General features: G+C 41.7%; 18 protein-coding genes, 1 pseudogene and 2 riboswitches. Of the genes and pseudogenes, 10 read left to right on the forward strand and 9 right to left on the reverse strand.

The window, feature by feature from the left end:
• From glyQ to ACM0OR_RS24705, 3 genes are all read left to right on the forward strand, one after another.
• A partial coding sequence (gene glyQ / locus ACM0OR_RS24695; protein WP_414579145.1) for a glycine--tRNA ligase subunit alpha occupies positions 1-774 on the forward strand: 774 nt, incomplete at its 5' end.
• 183 nt (positions 775-957) lie between these two features.
• Entirely contained in the window at positions 958-1,443 is a 486-nt protein-coding gene (locus ACM0OR_RS24700) for a DUF4079 domain-containing protein (protein WP_414579146.1), read from the forward strand.
• Between the two features lie 199 nt (positions 1,444-1,642).
• Positions 1,643-4,015: a ComEC/Rec2 family competence protein gene (locus tag ACM0OR_RS24705; RefSeq protein WP_414579147.1), complete on the forward strand. Its 2,373-nt coding sequence runs from the start codon at positions 1,643-1,645 to the stop codon at positions 4,013-4,015.
• Positions 4,016-4,156: 141 nt separating this feature from the next.
• Here ACM0OR_RS24705 and ACM0OR_RS24710 read toward each other — a convergent pair whose 3' ends face one another.
• Together ACM0OR_RS24710 and ACM0OR_RS24715 are read right to left on the reverse strand one after the other, a co-directional pair.
• Positions 4,157-4,495 (reverse strand): DUF6464 family protein, encoded by a 339-nt coding sequence (locus ACM0OR_RS24710; RefSeq protein ID WP_414579148.1) that lies wholly within the window; start codon positions 4,493-4,495, stop codon positions 4,157-4,159.
• Positions 4,496-4,740: 245 nt separating this feature from the next.
• Positions 4,741-5,016 (reverse strand): hypothetical protein, encoded by a 276-nt coding sequence (locus ACM0OR_RS24715; RefSeq protein WP_190708577.1) that lies wholly within the window; start codon positions 5,014-5,016, stop codon positions 4,741-4,743.
• Between the two features lie 366 nt (positions 5,017-5,382).
• On the opposite strand from ACM0OR_RS24715, the gene ACM0OR_RS24720 reads away from it, so the two are divergent.
• Complete coding sequence (locus ACM0OR_RS24720; RefSeq protein ID WP_414579149.1) at positions 5,383-6,264, forward strand: hypothetical protein; 882 nt, start codon at positions 5,383-5,385, stop codon at positions 6,262-6,264.
• Between the two features lie 91 nt (positions 6,265-6,355).
• Here the strand turns inward: ACM0OR_RS24720 and ACM0OR_RS24725 are convergent, their stop codons facing one another.
• The gene (locus ACM0OR_RS24725; RefSeq protein WP_414579150.1) at positions 6,356-9,232 is read right to left on the reverse strand and encodes a glycerol-3-phosphate acyltransferase; all 2,877 of its coding nucleotides are present in this window, start codon (positions 9,230-9,232) and stop codon (positions 6,356-6,358) included.
• A 155-nt stretch (positions 9,233-9,387) separates the two neighbouring features.
• Positions 9,388-9,528 (reverse strand): hypothetical protein, encoded by a 141-nt coding sequence (locus ACM0OR_RS24730; protein WP_323268124.1) that lies wholly within the window; start codon positions 9,526-9,528, stop codon positions 9,388-9,390.
• Between the two features lie 247 nt (positions 9,529-9,775).
• On the opposite strand from ACM0OR_RS24730, the gene ACM0OR_RS24735 reads away from it, so the two are divergent.
• The 5 genes from ACM0OR_RS24735 to ACM0OR_RS24755 all read left to right on the forward strand — a co-directional run bounded on the left by ACM0OR_RS24735 (position 9,776) and on the right by ACM0OR_RS24755 (position 14,218).
• Positions 9,776-11,503, forward strand: coding sequence for a VWD domain-containing protein (locus ACM0OR_RS24735; protein ID WP_323268125.1), 1,728 nt, complete (start codon positions 9,776-9,778; stop codon positions 11,501-11,503).
• A gap of 44 nt (positions 11,504-11,547) precedes the next feature.
• Positions 11,548-11,772, forward strand: coding sequence for a CopG family transcriptional regulator (locus tag ACM0OR_RS24740; RefSeq protein WP_323268126.1), 225 nt, complete (start codon positions 11,548-11,550; stop codon positions 11,770-11,772).
• Positions 11,759-12,103, forward strand: a complete 345-nt coding sequence (locus tag ACM0OR_RS24745) for a type II toxin-antitoxin system PemK/MazF family toxin (RefSeq protein ID WP_323268127.1) — start codon at positions 11,759-11,761, stop codon at positions 12,101-12,103. Before ACM0OR_RS24740 ends, ACM0OR_RS24745 begins: the two co-directional genes overlap by 14 nt.
• Before the next feature lie 82 nt (positions 12,104-12,185).
• Complete coding sequence (locus tag ACM0OR_RS24750; RefSeq protein ID WP_323268128.1) at positions 12,186-13,106, forward strand: SGNH/GDSL hydrolase family protein; 921 nt, start codon at positions 12,186-12,188, stop codon at positions 13,104-13,106.
• Positions 13,107-13,240: 134 nt separating this feature from the next.
• A complete protein-coding gene (locus ACM0OR_RS24755) occupies positions 13,241-14,218 on the forward strand; it encodes a carbohydrate kinase (protein WP_323268129.1) in 978 nt (325 codons plus the stop codon).
• A gap of 63 nt (positions 14,219-14,281) precedes the next feature.
• On the opposite strand, the gene ACM0OR_RS24760 is transcribed toward ACM0OR_RS24755, so the two are convergent.
• From ACM0OR_RS24760 to ntrB, 4 genes are all read right to left on the reverse strand, one after another.
• The gene (locus ACM0OR_RS24760; RefSeq protein WP_323268158.1) at positions 14,282-14,926 is read right to left on the reverse strand and encodes a universal stress protein; all 645 of its coding nucleotides are present in this window, start codon (positions 14,924-14,926) and stop codon (positions 14,282-14,284) included.
• Between the two features lie 135 nt (positions 14,927-15,061).
• A riboswitch (cyclic di-AMP (ydaO/yuaA leader) is annotated at positions 15,062-15,235 on the reverse strand.
• Between the two features lie 32 nt (positions 15,236-15,267).
• Positions 15,268-16,104, reverse strand: coding sequence for an ABC transporter ATP-binding protein (locus ACM0OR_RS24765; RefSeq protein ID WP_323268130.1), 837 nt, complete (start codon positions 16,102-16,104; stop codon positions 15,268-15,270).
• Between the two features lie 122 nt (positions 16,105-16,226).
• Positions 16,227-17,669, reverse strand: a complete 1,443-nt coding sequence (locus ACM0OR_RS24770) for an ABC transporter substrate-binding protein (RefSeq protein ID WP_414579151.1) — start codon at positions 17,667-17,669, stop codon at positions 16,227-16,229.
• A 116-nt stretch (positions 17,670-17,785) separates the two neighbouring features.
• Entirely contained in the window at positions 17,786-18,637 is an 852-nt protein-coding gene (ntrB, locus tag ACM0OR_RS24775; protein WP_414579152.1) for a nitrate ABC transporter permease, read from the reverse strand.
• A 97-nt stretch (positions 18,638-18,734) separates the two neighbouring features.
• Positions 18,735-18,952: riboswitch (cyclic di-AMP (ydaO/yuaA leader) on the reverse strand.
• Positions 18,953-19,336: 384 nt separating this feature from the next.
• Here ntrB and ACM0OR_RS24780 point away from each other — a divergent pair.
• Complete coding sequence (locus tag ACM0OR_RS24780) at positions 19,337-20,527, forward strand: sensor histidine kinase (RefSeq protein ID WP_414579153.1); 1,191 nt, start codon at positions 19,337-19,339, stop codon at positions 20,525-20,527.
• A 14-nt stretch (positions 20,528-20,541) separates the two neighbouring features.
• On the opposite strand, the pseudogene ACM0OR_RS24785 reads toward ACM0OR_RS24780, so the two are convergent.
• Positions 20,542-20,634: pseudogene (locus ACM0OR_RS24785) on the reverse strand (element excision factor XisI family protein); the annotation flags it as partial.
• Positions 20,635-20,689: the final 55 nt, after the last annotated feature.

Consider the following 20,689-nt stretch of genomic DNA (forward strand, 5'->3'; position numbering starts at 1 on the left):
TTCTTACGCGCTTTAGGCCCTGAACCTTGGTCTGTTTCTTATGTTGAACCTTGTCGCCGTCCTACAGATGGACGCTATGGAGAGAACCCGAATCGTTTTCAGCATTATTATCAGTACCAAGTTTTGATTAAGCCCTCACCAGATAATATCCAGGAGATTTATCTTGATTCTTTGCGGACGTTAGGAATTCGACCAGAAGACCACGATATTCGGTTTGTTGAAGATAATTGGGAAGATGCAACGGTGGGTGCTTGGGGTACTGGTTGGGAAGTCTGGTTAGATGGGATGGAAATTACTCAATTTACCTACTTCCAGCAGTGTGGGGGTATTGATTGCCGTCCAGTGTCAATTGAGATTACATATGGTTTAGAGCGATTGGCGATGTATCTCCAGGAAGTAGAGGCGATTACTAAAATTCATTGGACTGACAACATTAATTATGGTGATGTTCACCTTCAAGGAGAAATTGAGCAGTGTACCTATAACTTTGAAGCGTCTAATCCTGAGTTGCTCCTGACTTTGTTTAATTTGTATGAGCAGGAAGCTACCCAGTTAACGGAAAAAGGATTGGTGTTACCGAGCTTGGATTACGTGATGAAGTGTTCGCACACTTTCAACTTGCTCGATGCTAGAGGAGTGATATCGGTGACGGAGAGAACGCGGTATATTGCGAGAATTCGTCATTTGGCACGAAAAGTAGCTCATTTATATGTTGAGCAAAGGGAGAAGTTGGGCTTCCCGTTGCTAAAAAATGCCCCTGTTGCTCATAACTAGTGATCTGTCAAATCCGACCATTTTGACGGTTAGAGAGACGTGATAAATCGCGTCTCCACAAATCAATAATTAATGTTTGATCTACCACTGCTTAATATTTCTTAAAACTTGGTAAAATTCCATAACCCTCTTTGTTTTAAAGAGGGTTATGTGTAATTTATCTAGAAATATGGTGCGTGAGAGATGGTGAATTGGAGTGAAGTTCTAGAACCGATCGCAGCTGGGTTTCGTTCTCTAGGAGTACCCGAACCGATTGTACATTGGGGACATCCGTTGATGATGGCGATCGTGATTTTTGTTGTAGGTAGTTTCGTAGGTGTGGCAGGTTGGAGAGGTAAGCTGCTGGAGGATAAAGATAAAGATGCTGCGCTGAAAAGTCGGATTGCCCATCGTCAATTAGCACCGTGGTTGTTTTTATTCCTGGCGGGTGGTTATATTGGTGGGGTTTTGTCTTTAGTTATGCAGCACAAACCACTGTTTGAAAGTTCACACTTTTGGACTGGTTCGCTGGTACTATTACTTTTACTGATTAACGGTGTGATTTCTTTAAGTGGATTTCTAGGTAACAAAAAGGTGTTACGTGCTGTTCACGCGTATTTGGGTAGTGTGGCACTCGGTGTTTTGCTGCTCCATGCTGTCCTAGGATTTAACTTAGGTATCTCTCTTTGATTCTATGAATGCGACTGTAAAATAAAATGCCGTCATATTGTTAAGTATTTTTATCAAGCCCGCTTGTGCGGGCTTTGTTCGTATAAACGGAATGAACTATACTTCACCAAAAGCATGAAAGGTTTTCTAGACAAATCAAACTAGCTATTTTTAAGTTGGCTGTAAATTCTGTTTATTGGGTGATTGGATAAGAAGTTTTATGATTCAGACTAGTGGTGTAATTATTTGTCTTGCCTATATTCTGGGATTATTATTCACAGCAGTTCCTGGGGGTGGAGTATGGATTTTGCCTTTAGGGATATTAAGTGCAGTGCTGTCTAGAAAGGGTTACACCAAACCACCGATAGTTTCGCAGACATCAGAAATTGCCCAAACCCAAAGTAGAGTCAAAGTAACACCTCATATTTGGAAGAGTAATACTCAGCCGCGAGTATGGTTAATAGCTGGGTTGGTGGGGATGTTGGCAAGTTTTTATTTGCAGTGGCGAGTACCAGAACCTGCGGTAAATGATATTAGTCAATTCGTCCCACCAACGAATAGCAATAATCAAGAACAACTAGTAATTGTTCGTGGTGAAATCACTAGTAGTCCTCGCGTTACCCGGAGTCAACGGGGGCAATTTTTGCTAGATGTTTCTCAAGTAGATCAAGTCAAAAATCAAGTTAAAAACGAAAAAAGCGAGGAAAAGACTCAAAAGGGGGCAACAGGTCAGTTGTATGTCACAGTACCTTTACTTCAGGTTACAGGGTTACATTCTGGGCAACAAATTGAAGTGACTGGGGTTTTGTACAGGCCGAAAGCTGCATCTAATCCAGGTGCTTTTGATTTTCAGAAATTTCTGAAGCAAGAAGGAATATTTGCTGGTTTAATGGGGCGACAAATCAATATTTTGGATGAAGATCGACAATGGGGATGGTGGCAAATTCGAGATAGGATTGTGCGATCGCAAGTTCGGTGGTTGGATGTTCCAGAGGGGCCACTTGTGAGTGCGATGGTTTTAGGTAGTAAAGCTGTCGATTTGCCTTATGATATCCGAGATTTATTTGTTAAAGCCGGACTAGCTCATGCTTTGGCGGCTTCAGGGTTTCAGACTTCTTTAATTTTGAGTGTCATATTGCAGTTAACAAAGCGGGCAAAAAAAGCCACGCAAGTCACCCTGAGTTCACTGGCGTTAATTACTTTCTTGTGTTTAACAGGTGTGCAACCGTCGGTACTAAGAGCCGTGATTATGGGTTTTGCGGCATTAGTGGGGTTATTATTAAATAGGAAGATCAAGCAGTTAGGTTCACTGCTATTAGCTGCAACTCTTTTATTAATATTTAATCCCTTATGGATTTGGGATTTAGGTTTTCAGTTGAGTTTTTTGGCAACCCTGGGATTGGTTGTCACAGTACCTGCTATTATTAGCCGCTTGGATTGGCTACCATCAGCGATCGCTTCTTTAATTTCTGTGCCTCTAGCTGCTACCATTTGGACTTTACCTGTGCAACTGTTTGTGTTTGGAGTTGTACCTGCCTACAGTTTGCTGCTCAATATTATTACAACACCTTTGATTTCTATTCTGAGTATTGGTGGGATTATTAGCGCGATCGCAGGTTTAATGTTTCCAGAAGCTGGTAGTGTGTTGGCTAGCTTATTGCATTACCCTACTTTATGGCTGATTAAATTAGTGGAATTTTTTAGCCAATTGCCAGGAAATTCCTTGGCTGTGGGTAGTATATCGATTTGGCAGTTATTGACTATATATATAGTAATATTGTTGGTTTGGTTAGTTCGTTGGTGGCAGCAACGGTGGTGGTTTGCCAGCTTAATCACTTTTGGTCTAGTTATCTTGCCGGCTTGGCATTCAGCCAGCACTTTAATGAGGATAACTTTGCTAGAAGCTAAGGCAGAACCAGTTTTAGTAATTCAAGATAAAGGTAAAGTTACCGTAATTAATAGTGGTGATGAGGGTACAGGCCGGTTCACGCTTCTACCATTTTTAAAACAACAAGGCGTGAATAGGATAGATTGGGCTATATCTACTGATTTTCAAGGTAATGATAATGATGCTTGGCTAGAAGTTTTACAACAATTACCAATTAAAAATTTTTATACCTATGCCATAAACAAAGAAAATACTATAACTCATCAAGCAATTCAACAAGAATTACAAAAACAAAAGGGAATTTATCAACTTCTACCTGTGGGACAAACTATCAATACTGGTTCGCTAATTGCACAATTAATTAATGAACAACCTCTTTTACAATTACAAATTCTAGGTCAAAGTTGGTTATTAGTAGGGGATGTTAAATCTCAAGAGGTGCAAAGAATTATGAAAGCTGGCGGCTGGCCGAATCCCCAAGTGTTGTGGTGTAAGTCTGAGTCTTTGAAAGATTTAGTTACAGTCTTAAAACCACAAGTAGCGATCGCCTCTGCTGGCAATATTGACTCTAATACCTTAGCTGAACTGAATAAAACCTCAACTAGAATCTTCTTGACAGCGCAAGATGGTGCTATTCAATGGACACCTAAGGGAGAATTTGAGTCATTTATTCAGGTAGAAGAAAATAAATCTTCTGCTATATAGTCAATAAGACACGCCCGTTTAATTTGTTGTGTAAGAGGCTGATTTGAGGGAAGCATCCAGTTTTGGTAGATCGTCCTGCGCTCAGGCGCACGCTACGCAAACAGACTATAAGTTGGGGCTATACAAACTAATTAAGTTTTATTACTTACTAGCTGATTCTCTGGGTTCATAATATCGGCAGCTTTGACAGGGTCCGTTGGGGTTGATGGCACAACGGAGATAACCGGAACGGGCATTAAATTTGCAGCTGATATCACCAATTAAAAAACCTACTCCTTCTAGGTAATAGCGATCACCTATGGTGGGCGGAGCATCGTCGCCTTCTACTGATCTGAGATTTTGCTGTATCCTGTCTCTGGAAGCGTTAATGGCCGCTTGTCGCAACTGTGAACGTATCCGCCACTGAGTTCTACGGATCACCCATAGGGAAAACAGGGAGGGAAGCAACCCAATGGTAATTAGCAAAAGTGTCTTGAACACCTTGTCTCAACCCCTTTTATTAGGGACTCCCAAATAAAAAATATCCCTAGTTGTCTGGTGGGATGGGTGGGGACACCCATCCCCAATTTCGGGCGCACCTTACAAGAAGGATAAATTATTTCCAGGAAATCCCATATGTTGAGTGATCGCCCTGCTTCCTACGGCCTTTTGTTTCAAAAATATCTAGTACAGCGCGGCGTAAATCAAGATATCTACTTTGGTTGCCAAAAGACAGTCTCAGCAAGTCAAGATTGCCAAGGTGAGGGAATTGGAGTTGTGGAAATGACTTGATTTGCCATCAACTTGATAGCAGTTCTGCCACAACTAGGACAAGGAACATCTAGAGTTTGTGATGATACTCCTTCTACCTCACTTAATAAACCCTGTTTACAGTGCCAACACTCAAAAATGATGCGATGCACTGGCTCGTTGCAGTCCAGTATTTTAACGTGTTGAAAATTCCTGATTTCGTTGTCTTGGTTTCTTGGTTTGTAGGGTTTTTTTATTTCTCTTACTTCCATCATTTTACCTGTCTAACTCACTGATCAATCTGTCCGGTACTTCAGTGATGGGTTGTTACTGAAAATCAGGACTATTACAATAATGCAAAAAACAACAGTAAAAAGAAAGAACACTTTTTGATGTTGTCAGCTTTTTACTCATTTTAGATGGTAGCTTTATTTTCGCCGTGCTATATCAAGGAATCAATATTTTAATATTTATATTTCGCTAACACTAGATCAATTTTATCAGAGTTAATAATTACGTATAATCAATTAAAAAACAAGTATTTGGTAAAACTAAACACCAATTCGGAAATTACCTCTGACGTTGGGTAGATTAATTAATAAAATTCACACATTACACTAAATCTACTGGCTAAATTTATGGCTGACTTAAAAGAACTATTAAGATTTATTGAGAACATCGAAGCTGAAAACTTTGGTCAATCTGTTTATGAAATAGCGAATAAGCTACGTGGCTATACCAAACCACAATACACAACTAAGCTATGGACTCTAGCAACGGGGTATAACCAAAAATATATTCAGGGAGAATTCCAAGGAAAACTTAATCAGGAATTAGTATTAAGTGGTAAGCAGACTGATTTTGGTCACTTTATTGCTTCCCTGTCAGATCAAATAAATCAACAGGGAATACGTAAATCTGATTTAACGAGTTGGACAGGTGATCATACTTCATGGGCAGGGGATATTGGTTCGGCTATTGTATTTTATCGCTCCCAACCGGAACGGACGGCTAAAATTACCCTCGATGAAGCACTCCAAAGACTAGCAAGTGACAATGATTACACGGCAAATATTGCAGCTTATGTCATTGGGAATAAGTTGAATTGCGATCGCAAAGCTATCATTTCCCAGACGATTGTGCAATATGATACTACGGAATATGCAGGGCATATCAAAACATTTCTCTCCAAACGTCTTGGGGCAAATATTTTAGGTAATACACTTGAGAATCCAGACACCGTAGAAGCTGAAATTCGCCGTACTGTATCTACATATATTAAGTTGTCTGGTAGAGCATCTAATGTTTATAAATCTGTGAAAAATCTAGTCAAGTTACAGCCACAATTAGGATTAGAAAACAACAATGTACCAAATGCCAGTGATTTGCTGACTGGTTCTCTACATTTTTTATCTCACTTAGTTAAATTTGGCGGCTTAGATAGTCTGCATTTTCAGCCATACCAAATTCCTGGAGTTTCTTGGTTGGGAAAGGTGGATTATTTTGTTAGTAGTCATTAGTCATTGGGAATTGGGGATTATTTTTCCCCCCTGTCACCTGTCCCCTATCACCTGTCCCCTGTCACCTGTCACCCGTCACCTGTCCCTTCATTCAATCTGGTCTTAAATCGTTTGATAGTTCCACAGTACCCCTAGAGCCATCAATTCTTACCCGTTGCTCATCCTGTAAAATCCAGGTAGCACCTTTGACATCCATGACTGCGGGAATTCCGTACTCACGAGCAACGATCGCACCGTGGGAAAGTCTGCCTCCGGCTTCGGCAATCAATCCTCCAGCCCTTACTAATAAAGGGGCCCAGCCAGAATCTGTATAAGGTACTACTAAAATTGTGTCTTTATCTATCTCTGGTAGGTTTTGTAAATTCCGCACTACCTTAATTCGCCCTTCGGCTTGCCCGTGGCTGGCGGGAATGCCTTGCAATATTTGGTCAGAATAAACACCGACGGCGGTTGTAGGATGGGGGGGTATATCACCGTAGACGACGAGAGGGATTTGCTCAATTTGGCTATCTTGGTGGAATTGCGATCGCCTAAATTGGATCATTTGGTTTAAGTGTTGCAGCAATTCGGTGTTAGCATCCACTACTAATAACCGCACTTCCTCTAGTTCCAAAAAGAAAATATCTCCTGGTTGTTTCAGCCAACCAGACTGTAACCAAATTTGCTCTAAAGCTAAGAATTTCCAGCGCAATACTGCCAATAACCGCGAATAAACCTCGGTAACGCGTCCTTTAATATCTATTCGTTTCTGAACTATGCCGCGTTTGCGTTTGCTTGGTTCTAAAGCCGCTTTTTCTGGTTCACTCAACTGAATCAATTGCACAAACAACTGTCTGATGGGTTGGGGTTCTTCCTTCCAAGTGGGAACGGCGATATTAGTACCGACATCACTTAAATAGCCGTAGTCCTCCAGGAGTTCATCTAATTCATAGAGAATCTTTTCTCCCTCTGGGGTTTGCTTCAACTGATCAAATACTTGCTCCGGTTCGCATTCCGCTAATATTTGTTTAGCATCGGCAGCTAAGGTTCTCAAGGAACGTAATGCGGCTACTTCTGGGGTGACGCTGTTATCGATTTGCTCATCTTTCACCCGAAAAATGCCCTGTCTGATGGCGGCACTTAAAGGGGCTAAAATGCTGTAGTAAGTGCCAATACGGAGTAATTCTAGGTTAAAATCTATCCTTTCTAATAGTTCGGCCGGTTCTAATTCTTCTGTGCTTTCATTAGCTAATCTTGACAAACCGGGAATAAAAACCTTTTGATAGTCCCGTTTAAAGTCTTTTTCTAAATTTAGTTCTTGCTGGAGTAATTTCATTAACCCTGGCAGATTCTTAAAGGTAGACTGCAAGGGCGGTTTAGTCATTTTTGCGCCCCTAGTTAAAAACTCTAGACTTTCTGGTGGTAATCCCATCCTCAAGAAAATCTCCCCTAGGAGGGAGGCATTAAAATAAGCTCTAGAGTAGTGCAGAGTAGCAGTTTCTGTAAAATCTAATCCCGTAGCGCGATCGCCTAAGACTAAACTAAAAACATCTCCCCAAACTCCACAAGTTAAAGGACGATTAATCGACCAAGTGAGGGGATGAACTACCCCAGGAATTACTTCAGCTGCGATTTTGCGCGTCCAGATGGGGAGTAGGGTAGTAATAGGTCTAGCTTGGAGCAACCACAGGCTTTGACCGTCGTAACTCCATTCAATATCTTGGGGTACACCTAGGTAACGTTTTTCGATGCGGCGGGCTAGGTATGCTACTTGCTTGATAATGGCTTGGGGAACTCGTCCTGTCCCCTCCAACTGCACAGATGAAAGATTGTCTGCTTCCACCACAAACGCCCGATATTGTTCTGGTGTGACTTTCCCAGAAACGACTTGTGTGGGACTACCGGGTAAGGCTTCAATTACCACTGCATCGCCTTGCTGGGTGATGGGATCACGACTAAAAGCGACTCCCGAATATGCGCTTTGGACTTGCTGTTGAATCAGTACCGCCATCGCTGAGTCTGGTAAACCGCGATCGCGCCGATACTGCACCGCAGCTGGATAATCATAAGAATCCCTAACAATCGTAATAGCTTGCTGCAATTGTTCTTTACTGGTAACGTGCAGCAATGTTTGATATTGTCCAGCCGCCGAAGCTTGTTCCGAATCTTCCCCAATGGCGGAAGAACGCACTACCAAGGGCGATAAATCGGAAGGTTGGAGAAAATTTAATAATTTTTCGGGATCATCACCGGGAACGAGTACCCAGCCTTTCGGGACTGAGTAACCCCAACGTTTAATTTGCGAGAGGGTAGAGGCTTTTTGTCCGACTAAGGCAGTATCTAACTCATCATCTAAAGAAAGAATAACGCGATCGCCACGCAAATATTCAAAGACTGCCTGAGATTGAGCATCTCCCTCTTGTAACGGTAGGTTTAAATCATCAGGGATTTTTTTGTAAATCCATCCTAATAATGCAGCTAAGGCTACAGCCGCCAGAATTTTCGGGAAATCTTCGGCATGGAGAATTACCATAAACAAGGGAAACACAACTAAGACTCCATACTTCACGAAAATTCTCGACTGCAACAGGGTAAAGCTAATAATCGCCAGTAACCCGATAAATATCGATAACAGGGGATCATGTACCAGCAATCCCCAAACAACGTTGGTTGTCCCTGCGCCTCGCCCTATCGAGTATCTACCAAAGACTAAGGTAATTAACGCCAGGAGTTCCCAAACTGATCCCTCTGGGAAAAAAGCACGGGCTAGAAAAACAGCACCTATACCTTTAAGGGCTTCTGACAGAACAGCCAAAACCCCTGCTATAGTCCCACCATGATAAAAAGCGGCGGAGACACTGATATTTTTCGTACCAATTTGTGCTAGTTGTCTCCCCTTCAGTGCGTAAGTAATCCAAGCGATTACAGGTAACGCACCCAAGAACGGACAGACAATTAAAATAGTTAAAGCACCCCAAAGTTCTCTCATTATGGATTTTGGATTTTAGATTTATCTTCCACCTAAAATCTCAAATCTAAACGTCTAAAGTTTTTCCGCAAGTTTTTGATAATTTTTAGGGCGCACAAGAAATCTAGTTGACGGACACGCGGCTATAACCGGTGTCCTTTTTCGCTGCTATTTGCTCAATTAAGAGCGTAGGCAGACTGTAACGCCCAAATAATCAAGACAGCAATTGATCCCAATAGTAACACAGTAGAGATTGTGACTAGTTTGGGGGCATCTGCCCCTTCAAATTTCATAATTCCTCTATTTAAGTCGGACATAGCTTTGTATTACTCCCTTTGTTACGGTGCTAATTTGTCCGCTTTAATCTTAGTCTTTCTCAACCCAGATGGGACGATTTTACAGATAATATTTTGTTTAAGCTTTGCAACGTTTTCCACATTAATTTTACGGTTTGTGATTAAAAATAGTGTTTAATTTTATACTAAAAATCTTCAATCAGGCATAAAAGAAGTGTTCCCGTCCTAAATAACAGATATCCATCTTTACTAATCGGAGATCAGCTTCATGTCAACAATTTGCGCTCTCCTCACCCTGTGTAGGCGATTTCTGGGAAGGGTGAGATTCTCCTTGATTCTGTTCCTAGTTACTGTACTCTTATTGGTCAACTTGTCTACTGTTGCCCAAGCTGAATTAAGTGGACGTTGTAAGACTAATCACCCAGAGTTTCCTAGCATTCTCAACATTGCTACGAGCAAAGTCGTGCAAGAGGCGATGGATTTAGACTGGAAAGCTGGACTGAGCGATCAACTTGAACGAGGACGATGGATTCTGTGGAACAAAGAAACAGGAGAATTTTCTGTTTCTGCGGTGAAAGTTGGAGATCCCACAACGGGTAACAGGGAGGTTGATATTGGCTCTATACCACGGGATACTAGTAATATTTTTACAGTCGGGATGTACCACACACATCCACCCAACCCTCAATACAAAGACGTTGGGCCTAGTGCAGATGATAAAGGCAAAGCAAGCGGACTGAAAATTCCCAGTTTGGTGCGTGACAGTAACCCTGATACCCCAGATCCCAATGATTATCAGAATTATTTAGTGGGGCCAGCACAGGCTTGTGAAGATGCTGAAAATCCAACCAGTTCTGTTAAGCTGCCTAATGAGTTTTTTCAGCCTTCTAATCAAGGTTCTGGTAACAGCACTAACAACGGTACTAACGGTACTAACGGCACTAACGGCAATGGGACTGATAATAATGGTAATAACTCATCAGGTAACACTTCTAATCCAGCCACTAGCGGTTCTAAAGGTACGGGTAGCAGCTACGGTGATCCCCACATCATTACTTTAGATGGTTTCCGTTATAGTTTCCAGACAGTTGGTGAGTTTCTCCTAGAACAATCTGCTGATGGGAAATTTATCGTTCAAACTCGCCAAGAAAAAGTCCCCAAACAAGAACTGAGTTTAAATACGGCTGTGGCTGTGAAAGTGGGAAGCGATCGCATCGGTTATTATGCTCCCAGTTCAGATAAATCTGAGAAAGCTACTCTACGGGTAAATGGCGAAGTTATTACCCTCAAAGATGAGACAGTGAAATTACCTGATGGTGGTTTCCTGCAAAAACAAAGCACGGAATACACCATTGAAAGTCCTCGCGGAGAACAGGTGATCATTCGTCCGATTAAGGTTGCAAACTTGCCATTTGTCAATGTGACTGTGACAGTTCCCAGCAACTATCAAGGCAAAATGACAGGTTTGTTAGGAGATTTTGATCGTAACGCCAATAATGACTTGAAAACACGTACTGGCAAGCTAATACCTAGTCGATCTAACTATAGCAATGTCCGACTGGCATTGAGTAATTTCCTCCCGATACCCATTCCGCTAGATGAGTTTGAAAAAAGCTACTTTGACAAACTTTACCGCGATTTCGGTGATAGTTGGCGGATTAAGCAAGAAGACTCACTATTTAATTATGAATCAGGAAAATCAACGGCGACATTTACAGACCGTAATTTTCCCAAACGCTATCATAATATTGCTTCCCTGATGCCCAACCAAATCAGCCAAGCAGAAAATGTCTGCCGTAAAGCAGGGGTAGATGATTTCATGCTGGAAGGTTGCATTCTCGATGTCGGGTTTACAGGGGAAAGTGGCTTTGCTAAAAATATGGTGAATGTATTAACTAATACTGTAGTGGATCGGGCTGTGAATCGCGCCTTAGATGAAGTGCGATCGCGGGTGAAAGTTCCAACTCCATTCCGCATCCCTGGCTTTCCCTTCTAGAGTACCATTAAGTAAGAAGATGCTTCCTACTACTTGGTAAGACTATGCAAGTTGAAAAGCTATCAATTTCCTTACCAGCTTCCCTAGTGCAATTTATTGAAGGTTACAAAGTAGCCCATGAATGTAAATCTCGCTCCCAAGTCATTGAAAAAGCATTGCAATTGTTGCGAACACAGGAACTAGAACAGGCTTACAGAGAAGTATCTGCTGAAGTTGACAATGATTGGGAAATCACGATTACAGATGGATTAACCGATGAAGCGTGGTGATATTTATTACGCTAACCTCAGTCCATCTGTAGGTTCTGAGATGGCTAAACGCCGTCCAGTGCTGATAGTTAGCAATGATGCCAATAATCGTGCAGCTAGCACGGTAACAATTTTACCGCTTACATCCAATGTCAGCCGTGTTTACCCCTTCGAGGTTTTACTGAATCCAGAGGATAGTGGTTTACCATTAGCGTCCAAAGTACAGGCGCAGCAGATACGAACAATTTCTCAGCAAAGGATTGTGTCAGAGGTGGTAAATAGTTTAAGTGAAGACTTGATGCAATTAGTAGATGCGGCTCTCAAACTACATTTAGGGTTGGAGAGAAGTTAACAAACTACAGTAAAATCTCTGCTAAACATTAGGGACTTTCAGAAAATAAGTTCTTAGGCTGGGAAAAGGAGGGTGTTTGTAGGTGAAATTATTATTGGTAATTTTTGGGGTGGTGGTGGTAGCTTTAGTGTTGGGGGAAATCGGATTGCGATCGCTATTTGGTTTTGGTAATCCCCTGACTTATATTGCTGATGATCAAATCGGTTATTTGTTAGCACCCAACCAACGCACGCGCCGCTTTGGTAATCGCATTGAGATTAATGAGTATTCTATGCGGAGTGGGTCTATATCTAAAATACCTACACCCTCGACGCTGCGAATATTAATTTTGGGAGACTCAATAGCTAATGGTGGTTGGTGGACAGATCAGACTAATACTATTTCTAGCTTGATGATGGCTAGTCTGTCTAATCGTCAACCTACCGAGGTGATGAATGCTTCCGCTAACTCTTGGGGGCCAAGGAATGAACTCGCTTATCTCCAGAAATTTGGGACTTTTCAGGCTCAGTTGGTAGTTTTATTAATTAATACCGACGATTTATTTGCTACTGCACCTACATCATTACCAGTGGGACGCGATCGCAATTACCCCAATCAAAAACCAGCCTTAGCATATATAGAAGTATGGCAACGTTACGTGCAGAAACAACAGCCGATTCCCGAAATGAAAGCAGTGCAGAAAGAAACAGGCGATCGCGTGGGTGTTAATCTAGAAGCCATTGCTAAAATTCAAGAATTAACTCGTCAAAACAACAGCAAATTCCTGCTGGTGATGACTCCCTTATTGCGGGAACTAGGTGAAAGTGGCCCCCGTGATTACGAAATTAAAGCCCGTCAACGCCTCAAGGATTTTACGCAAGCACAGCAAATTATCTATATAGATTTTCTGCCTATATTTAACTCTCAAACTAATCCTCAAGCCTTATACCAAGACCATATTCATTTGAACTTACAAGGTAATCAGTTAGTCAGTCAAGAAATCGAGCGATCGCTTCTCAATTGATCCATCTAAGGAACTACCAAAGAATAAAAGTAGAAAATTAGGGGTGAATGAGCCTCAAATGCCAATAAAAAATCAACAAAAATTTAAAATGAGATGAGATGAGATTAACAGTCCCCTTGAAAGACTAAAATGAGATGAGTAATCCTCGTGTTTTGTGCCTCGGTGAAATTCTATTCGATTGTTTAGCTGATCAGTTAGGGCTAAAGCTAGAAGAAGTGCAATCCTGGACTCCTTACCCTGGTGGTGCGCCAGCTAATGTCGCCTGTGCTTTGGTCAAATTGGGAACTCCCGCCGCATTTATTGGCGCAGTAGGGGAAGATGAGCCAGGGAACGAACTTGTCCAGCTATTACAAGAAGTAGGTGTAGATACCAGGGGTGTACAGCGTCATTCTACTGCGCCAACGCGCCAAGTTTATGTGGTGCGGGATCTAGCAGGCGATCGCAGTTTTGCAGGCTTTGGTAAGTATGACACCTCAGAATTTGCCGATACTCACTTGCAAGCCAAACAATTGCCGGAGTCACTGTTTCAAGATGCAGAGTTTCTCGTTTTGGGTACTTTAGAACTAGCCTACCCTGAAAGCGAAAAGGCAATTAATCGCACTCTAGAACTAGCAGAACAGTATGATTTAAAAATTGTGCTAGATGTCAACTGGCGGCCAGTCTTTTGGCAAGATGAAAATATCGCGAGGCAAAAAATTCAAGCCCTATTTAAACGGGTCGATTTTCTCAAACTCTCCAAAGAAGAGGCAGAATGGTTATTTGATACCACAGATCCAGGTGCTATAACTTACCGCTTAGGGTCGATTGAAGGGGTGCTGGTGACAGATGGTGAACATGGTTGTGCCTATTGCTTGGGTGAGAATGAAGGTAAGTTACCTGCTTTTGATGTTGCTGTGACTGATACCACTGGTGCGGGAGATAGCTTTTTGGCAGGATTTATCCACCAACTTAGTAAAAATGGTCTCCATAGCCTCAGTGATGCAGATATCGCTAAAAGCATGATTGCTTATGCTAATGCTGTAGGTGCGCTGACTACCATTAAACCAGGTGCGATCGCCTCTCAACCCACTTCGGCTGAAATCGAATCTTTTCTAGCTAACCATCAGGGATAGGGACTGGGGACTGGGGACTGGGGAGAAATGTTTACTACTGCCCAATTCCCAATTCCCATGCCATTATTCATCTATGCAATTGGGAACACCTACAACAGCACAGTGGAAATTAGAACTAAGCTGTTTAATGAGGGGATGGTAAACAGATTTACATCCCAAAAATAAGATATCAGCAGATTCATTTTCCACCACTGTTCTTAGTTCTGTGCTAACGCCACCGAAGCGCAAATGTGATTTAAAAGAACCTTGCCATTCCTCAGCTAAACTTCTAGCCTGCCAAAGAATTCTATCGGCTTCTTGGAGGGAATCTAGCGTCTTCTGTTGTAGATGTAACGCAATTCCTTGAAGTCTTGGTTGAGTTAATACAGATGTGGTAGATTTGGATACTTCACCAATAGGACATTCTAAATTTGGTAATTTATCGACCAGTCGCAATCTATTAATATTTTGACCATCATGACTGTCTTCTAATACATAAACAGCTTGCACTATGACTTCTTGATTAGTTGCTAACCGTGTTTGATGTGCAATCCAAAAAGCTATATCTAGTGCAGTATGGCTATTAGGAGAAGCATCATAACCAACAATTAAATTAACTGATTTAGCTAGTTGACATTGCTCATAATCAGGTTTTTTGGGTTCTGGCAATAATAAAATTTGTTCGATTAAGTCATCTCGACCCATCGCGCTTTGTAAGCGTGCTAACATTGGCTTAATGTTCACAGCTTTGACTTCTCCTAAATTTAACTAAACAATGAATGAGAAGCAGGGTAGAAACGAATAGCTCAAGGCTTATTCGCTAGGAATCCCCAAGAACAACTGGTATTACAGCCAAGTTTTGGGAGTTCCTTCCATTGCCGACGGAGTTAGCTGACGGGCTAAGACTGGAAGGTGTCTCTCTTATGAGTGCCGAGTGCTAATGTTAAGATTAGTCACACCCTGAAGTTGCTACTCTTTATAAGATACGCCCCATAATTTGGTTTCTCCGCTTCAAATTTAGTTTGACTGAATTTGAATTAGGCCACCCACTACAAAAATAATAGTCTACTTCACTCTTCCTGAGTAAAATATTTATCAAGAAAGTTTAAGGCATGATTACGAAGTTCAAAATATTCTTTTGAGTTGCGTATAGCAGTTCTATCCCGTGGATGGGGAAAGGGAACTTCTAAAATTTCCCCAATTGTAGCTGCTGGCCCATTGGTCATTAAGACGATGCGATCAGACATATAAATAGCCTCATCAACATCGTGAGTAATCATCATTACTGCTTGTCGATTATTTTCCCAAATATCTAATACTTGCTTTTGCAATTTACCTTTAGTTAACGCATCTAATGCGCCAAAAGGTTCATCCATGAGCAACATTTTTGGACATATAGCTAAAGCCCTTGCAATCCCTACTCTTTGTTTCATACCTCCAGAAATTTCATCAGGATACTTCTCTGCTGCCGCCGTTAAGTTTACCATTGCCAAGTGTTTGTTCACAATGCTAATTTTTTCAGGCCGGTTAGCATTTTTTAACACTTCATCCACAGCGAGACGAATATTGTCTCGGACTGTTAACCAAGGCAACAAAGAATAATTCTGAAATATCATCATCCTTTCAGCACCTGGCTGGCGAATTTCTTTACCGTCAAGCCTTACTGAGCCAGAGGTTGCTTTTTCTAAACCCGCTACAATTTTTAACAAAGTTGATTTGCCACAACCAGAATGTCCAATTACAGAAATAAATTCATTTTCACCGATGCTTAGATTAACTTCATTAAGAACTACAAAGTTACTTTTATCTGGTGTCGGATAAGACTTGACTAAATTTTCGATTTGTAAAAAATTTGTGGGAGAGTTAGCTTTTTCATGAGTATCAACTGACAAGGGTGTATATTTCATTTGACATACTCCTAATAATTACAAATTTTTACCTGACTGAGTGCTGAAATAAGAGGAAGAATAACTAACACTTTTCACCACAGAGTCACAGAGGCACAGAGAGAAATAGGTTTCTAGATGATTTAAGACATGAAGAAATTTGTGGGGGCGTTAGCTCTAATTTCAAAGCTATTTAAATAGCCAATCGGATCGCTAGGGTCAAAGCTTTTTCTATCTATGAATACTTCTGGCGGTTCAACTTTATAGTCTTCTTTGGGACATTCAATGCCCATTTCACTGGCTATATCTCGATATAAGTCTGTTCTCCAGCCTTGTGCTGCTAGTTTGTCAGCATTTTTGGGAAATTCTTTGATCTGTCCCCAACGAGCTGCTTGAGTCATTAACCAGATACTTCTGGATCTCCATAAAAATGTTGAGTGTTCGCCTGGTTCTTTAGGTAGGTTGTCAGGAATATCATAGAAAATCGTGGTGTCTGCGGCGTTAATGGTGCGGTCTTTGCCATCAAACCCACCATAGTTGTAATTGCCGATAATTCCAGGTGCGGTCAATTTGGTAATTGGTGCATCCTGTTTTTTTGGTCTTGCACCTGTAAAGGAACGGTCTGTCATTAGTTCGGCAACTTCTTGGCGATTTTCAGGTTTGCTGCAATACTGGCAGGCTTCTATCATGGCTTTGACTAAGGAACGATAGGTTTTGGGATATTTGTCAATGAAAGATTCCATCACCCCTAGTAACCTATCTGGGTGTCCTAACCAGACTTCTTTCCCTTGGGCGAAGGTGAAGCCAATATTTTCATTACCTGTAATGGCTCTGGTGTTCCAGGGTTCTGCTACCATGTAGGCTTGCATTGCCCCTATTCGCACATTTGTTACCATCTGTGGGGGGGATACAATAATGACACGAAACTCTTTTAGGGGATCGACACCAGCAGCCGCAGAGATATAGCGGACAAAGTATTCGTAAATCGATGAACTCAAAACTACTGCCCAAACTTTGTTTTCTGCTGGTTGTTTTTGAAAGTAGCCACGAAAATCTTTACCGAAGGCTGCTAATGCCCCATCGCCATATTGTTGTTGATACTCGTACCAGGGACGTAAGCCAAAATCCCACATGGATTTATTCATGGTCATAGCGTTGCCGTGGCTGTGAATGGTCATGGCTGCACATAGGGGGGCTTGACGTGCGCCTTCTGCACCTATGCGGGCGTTCGTGACAGCACCGGAGACTACAGGTGAAGCATCTAGACGACCAAAGATTAAACCGTCGCGGGAGGTAGCCCAGCTTGCTTCGCGGTTGAGTTGGACGTTTAAACCATACTTGCGAAAGAAGCCTTTTTTCCAGGCGATCGCAAATGGCGCACAATCATTAACGGGAACGTATCCAATAATTAGATTCGGTTTTTCTAGGTCTTGGGATCTGACTAGTGGTTTGATCGCTAAGGCTTCTTCTGTCAAGCCTTTGGCGGATTTGTCTGCTGATATGGCACAGGAGGATAAGGTGATTCCGGCTGTGGTTGCTCCTATGCTTTTGAGGAAGTTCCGTCTTGTCCAGTTATGGTTACTCATGTTGAGTTCAATGGTGTGATTAGCTCACGCTCCAGACGCAGTTCGCTGAAAGCGTTCCCGAAGGGTGGCGCAGAGAGAGAGGCTGCGTCTTGAGGTTTTGTTGGAGTGAGATGTTTCTATTTAGAAGTTATGGGGCGATGGGTGGCTAGTTCTTGCAGTTTGCTGACAGCGAAATCTAGGATGAGTCCAGTTAAGCCTATGACGAAAACGGCTAGGAAGACTGAACTGAGGTTTAAACGACTCCATTCATCCCAGACAAAGAAGCCTATACCTACTCCGCCGGTGAGCATTTCTACTGCAACTATGACAAGCCAGGCAATTCCTAAACTGATTCGCAAGCCTGTGAAAATGTAGGGTAAACTAGCAGGCCAAATAATTTTGATAATTCGCCGCCAATGAGGGATTTCTAGGACTTGTGCCACGTCTATATAATCTTTGGGAACGCTAGCAACTCCTAGGGCTGTATTAATAATGGTCGGCCATAGGGAGGTGATGAAAATTACGAAAATGGCTGAAGGCTCTGCTAAGTTGAAGATAGCTAAAGCTATGGGTAGCCAAGCTAAGGGTGATACTGGTTTGAAAATTTGAATGATGGGATTGAATGCTAGCATGGCTGGTCTAGACATCCCAATCAAAAAACCTAAAGGTATAGCTACTACTGCACCTAATGAAAAACCTATCAGTACCCGTCTTAGGCTAGCTATCAATAACCAACCAATGCCTAAATTACCGGGGCCTCTTTGATAGAATGGGTGAAGTATGTAGTCTAAGTTAGCCACGAATGCTTCAGGTGGTGTAGGCATTAAATCATGGTTAATGAGTGCTACAACCCACCACAGCAAGATAATTCCTAAAAAACCCAAAATGGGTAGTAAGACTACATCCCTCAAAATTATAGGTTTAGTCTTTTTCCAGACAGCTTGACTTGCAACAGCTGCGATCGCTGCTAAATTTAATTGTAATATCATTCAGGCAACCCCAACAGAGTTAAGTGCAGGTACAAAAAACCGAGCAGTACCAGCCACGGACACTGATGAGAGCTAAACATTAAAAAATGCTGTCTCTTCAGTCTCCTCCCAATGCCTACGAAGTTAGCTGACGGGCTAGGGCTGAGAGTTGCCCTTCTTACGAGAATGTCGAGTATGTAGTGTTGAGTTAGGGGTTGAATCACCTTTCTCTTGTAACTCTTAACTCGCTACTCTCTAAAAGATACGCCCCAAAAACTTGGTTCCTCCGCTCCAACATTACATACTGTGATCTGTTGGATTAGGCTGACTTACTCTAATAGATAGTAATCTTCATCAAGATAGCATTATTGATTCCATAAAAACAACTTTAAATTGATAATTTTTTCTTATTGTAATCTCCAGATTAAATTACGTGCCGATAGGATTTGCCTTAGCAAAATATACCCCGCGCTTTCAACATAACCATTCCAAAATTGAGCGAAATTTACCAAACTCGAAGCTTATATTCCCCAAATATAAGCTTTGGGTTTGGGAAGGCTAATTTTTTTGATCTTACAGGATACGATAAAGCTAATAACTGCTAAATATATGTCATGCGCTAGGTGAAACTTGCCAAGAGTTTCGATAAAGGTCACTGTAATCGCTAAACTAATGACATAGATAATTTAGTTCCCCTATTTCCTCGGTGAATTTAAAAGCATGGATTTTAGTCAATCGCTGGCTGAAAATACTCACAATATCATCGAAAAATGGATTTTAGCAGTTCGGAATGATCAGCAGATAGAAAGTGCTGATGATTTATCCTACGGAGCAATTAAAAATCATATTCCTGAAGTTTTTCAGGCGATGGTAAAAGTGCTGTCGCCTTCCCAGGAGGGTGATATTAAATCAATATTGACTGCTAGTTGGCAGCATGGTTTGCTACGTGCTGAACAAGGCTTTGATCCGTCCGAAATTGCGCGTGAGTATCGCCTACTAAGAAAAGTAGTATTTGATACTATGGAAGCTGATTTATTACAGGCAACACCAACCGAAATTATTCGTTATATGCGTTTAATGGATGCGGTGATTGATGAAGCGATCGCTCGGTGTTTTAATAGTTATGTGAAAGAACGCTTGCGTGAATTACAAAATTTGCAAACTTCTCTCACTCTCCACAATGAAGAGTTGACACGTTTAATTAATGTCAATCAAGACAAACTTTCAGAACTAGCGCACGAACTCAAACACCCTTTAACGTCAATTATTGGTTACTCAGATTTATTTTTACGACAACAAAAACGAGAGATTCCGAAAAAAGATAGCAACGTCAACGTAGAACATATTGAACGTGTACTACGCAATGGTAGACACTTACTGCGTTTAATTAATAATGTACTAGAACTTTCACGGTATGAAGCAGGTCAGCTCCAACTCCAATTAGTGTCTATTAATGTAACGGAATTAATTAACAATGTCTGTGAGATGCTAGAGCCTTTAGCGGCGGAGAAGAATTTAAGAATCCTGGTTGACTGCAACAGCATATCTTCAGAAATAATCACAGATGGCTTTCAATTACAACAAGTTGTCACAAATCTGGTTAGTAATGGGATTCGCTACACAGACTCCGGCACTATAAGTATATTATGTCAGATGCTAGATCATGAGAAGTGGGCGATCGCGGTCTCTGATACTGGTATTGGTATTGCACCAAAAGACCAAACCAAGATATTTGAACCTTATTTTCGCGTCAGTTCTCAAGAACGTCCCTACCTTCCCGAAAGCTCTGGCTTAGGTTTAGCGATAGTGGCGCGGTTAGTCAAACTACTGCAAGGTAAAATAAGCCTAGTTTCTCAACCAGGGGTTGGCTCTACTTTCACAGTGATTTTACCTTTAAAAGTGAAGATTTGAAAAAACTGCAAAAATTATGCGATCGCATATCCCGTGTGTTGTCTAACATTAGGTGGGTGGAATCCCAAGACTATCTGATCTTTGGGAATCCCTGCTGCTACTAATTCGGGCTTGCAGAATAAACAAAAAACCTAGATAAATCAAGAGATTTGGGGGGATAAA

The organism is Anabaena sp. CCY 9402-a, from assembly GCF_963920945.1.
GTDB classification, from domain to species: domain Bacteria; phylum Cyanobacteriota; class Cyanobacteriia; order Cyanobacteriales; family Nostocaceae; genus Trichormus; species Trichormus minutissimus.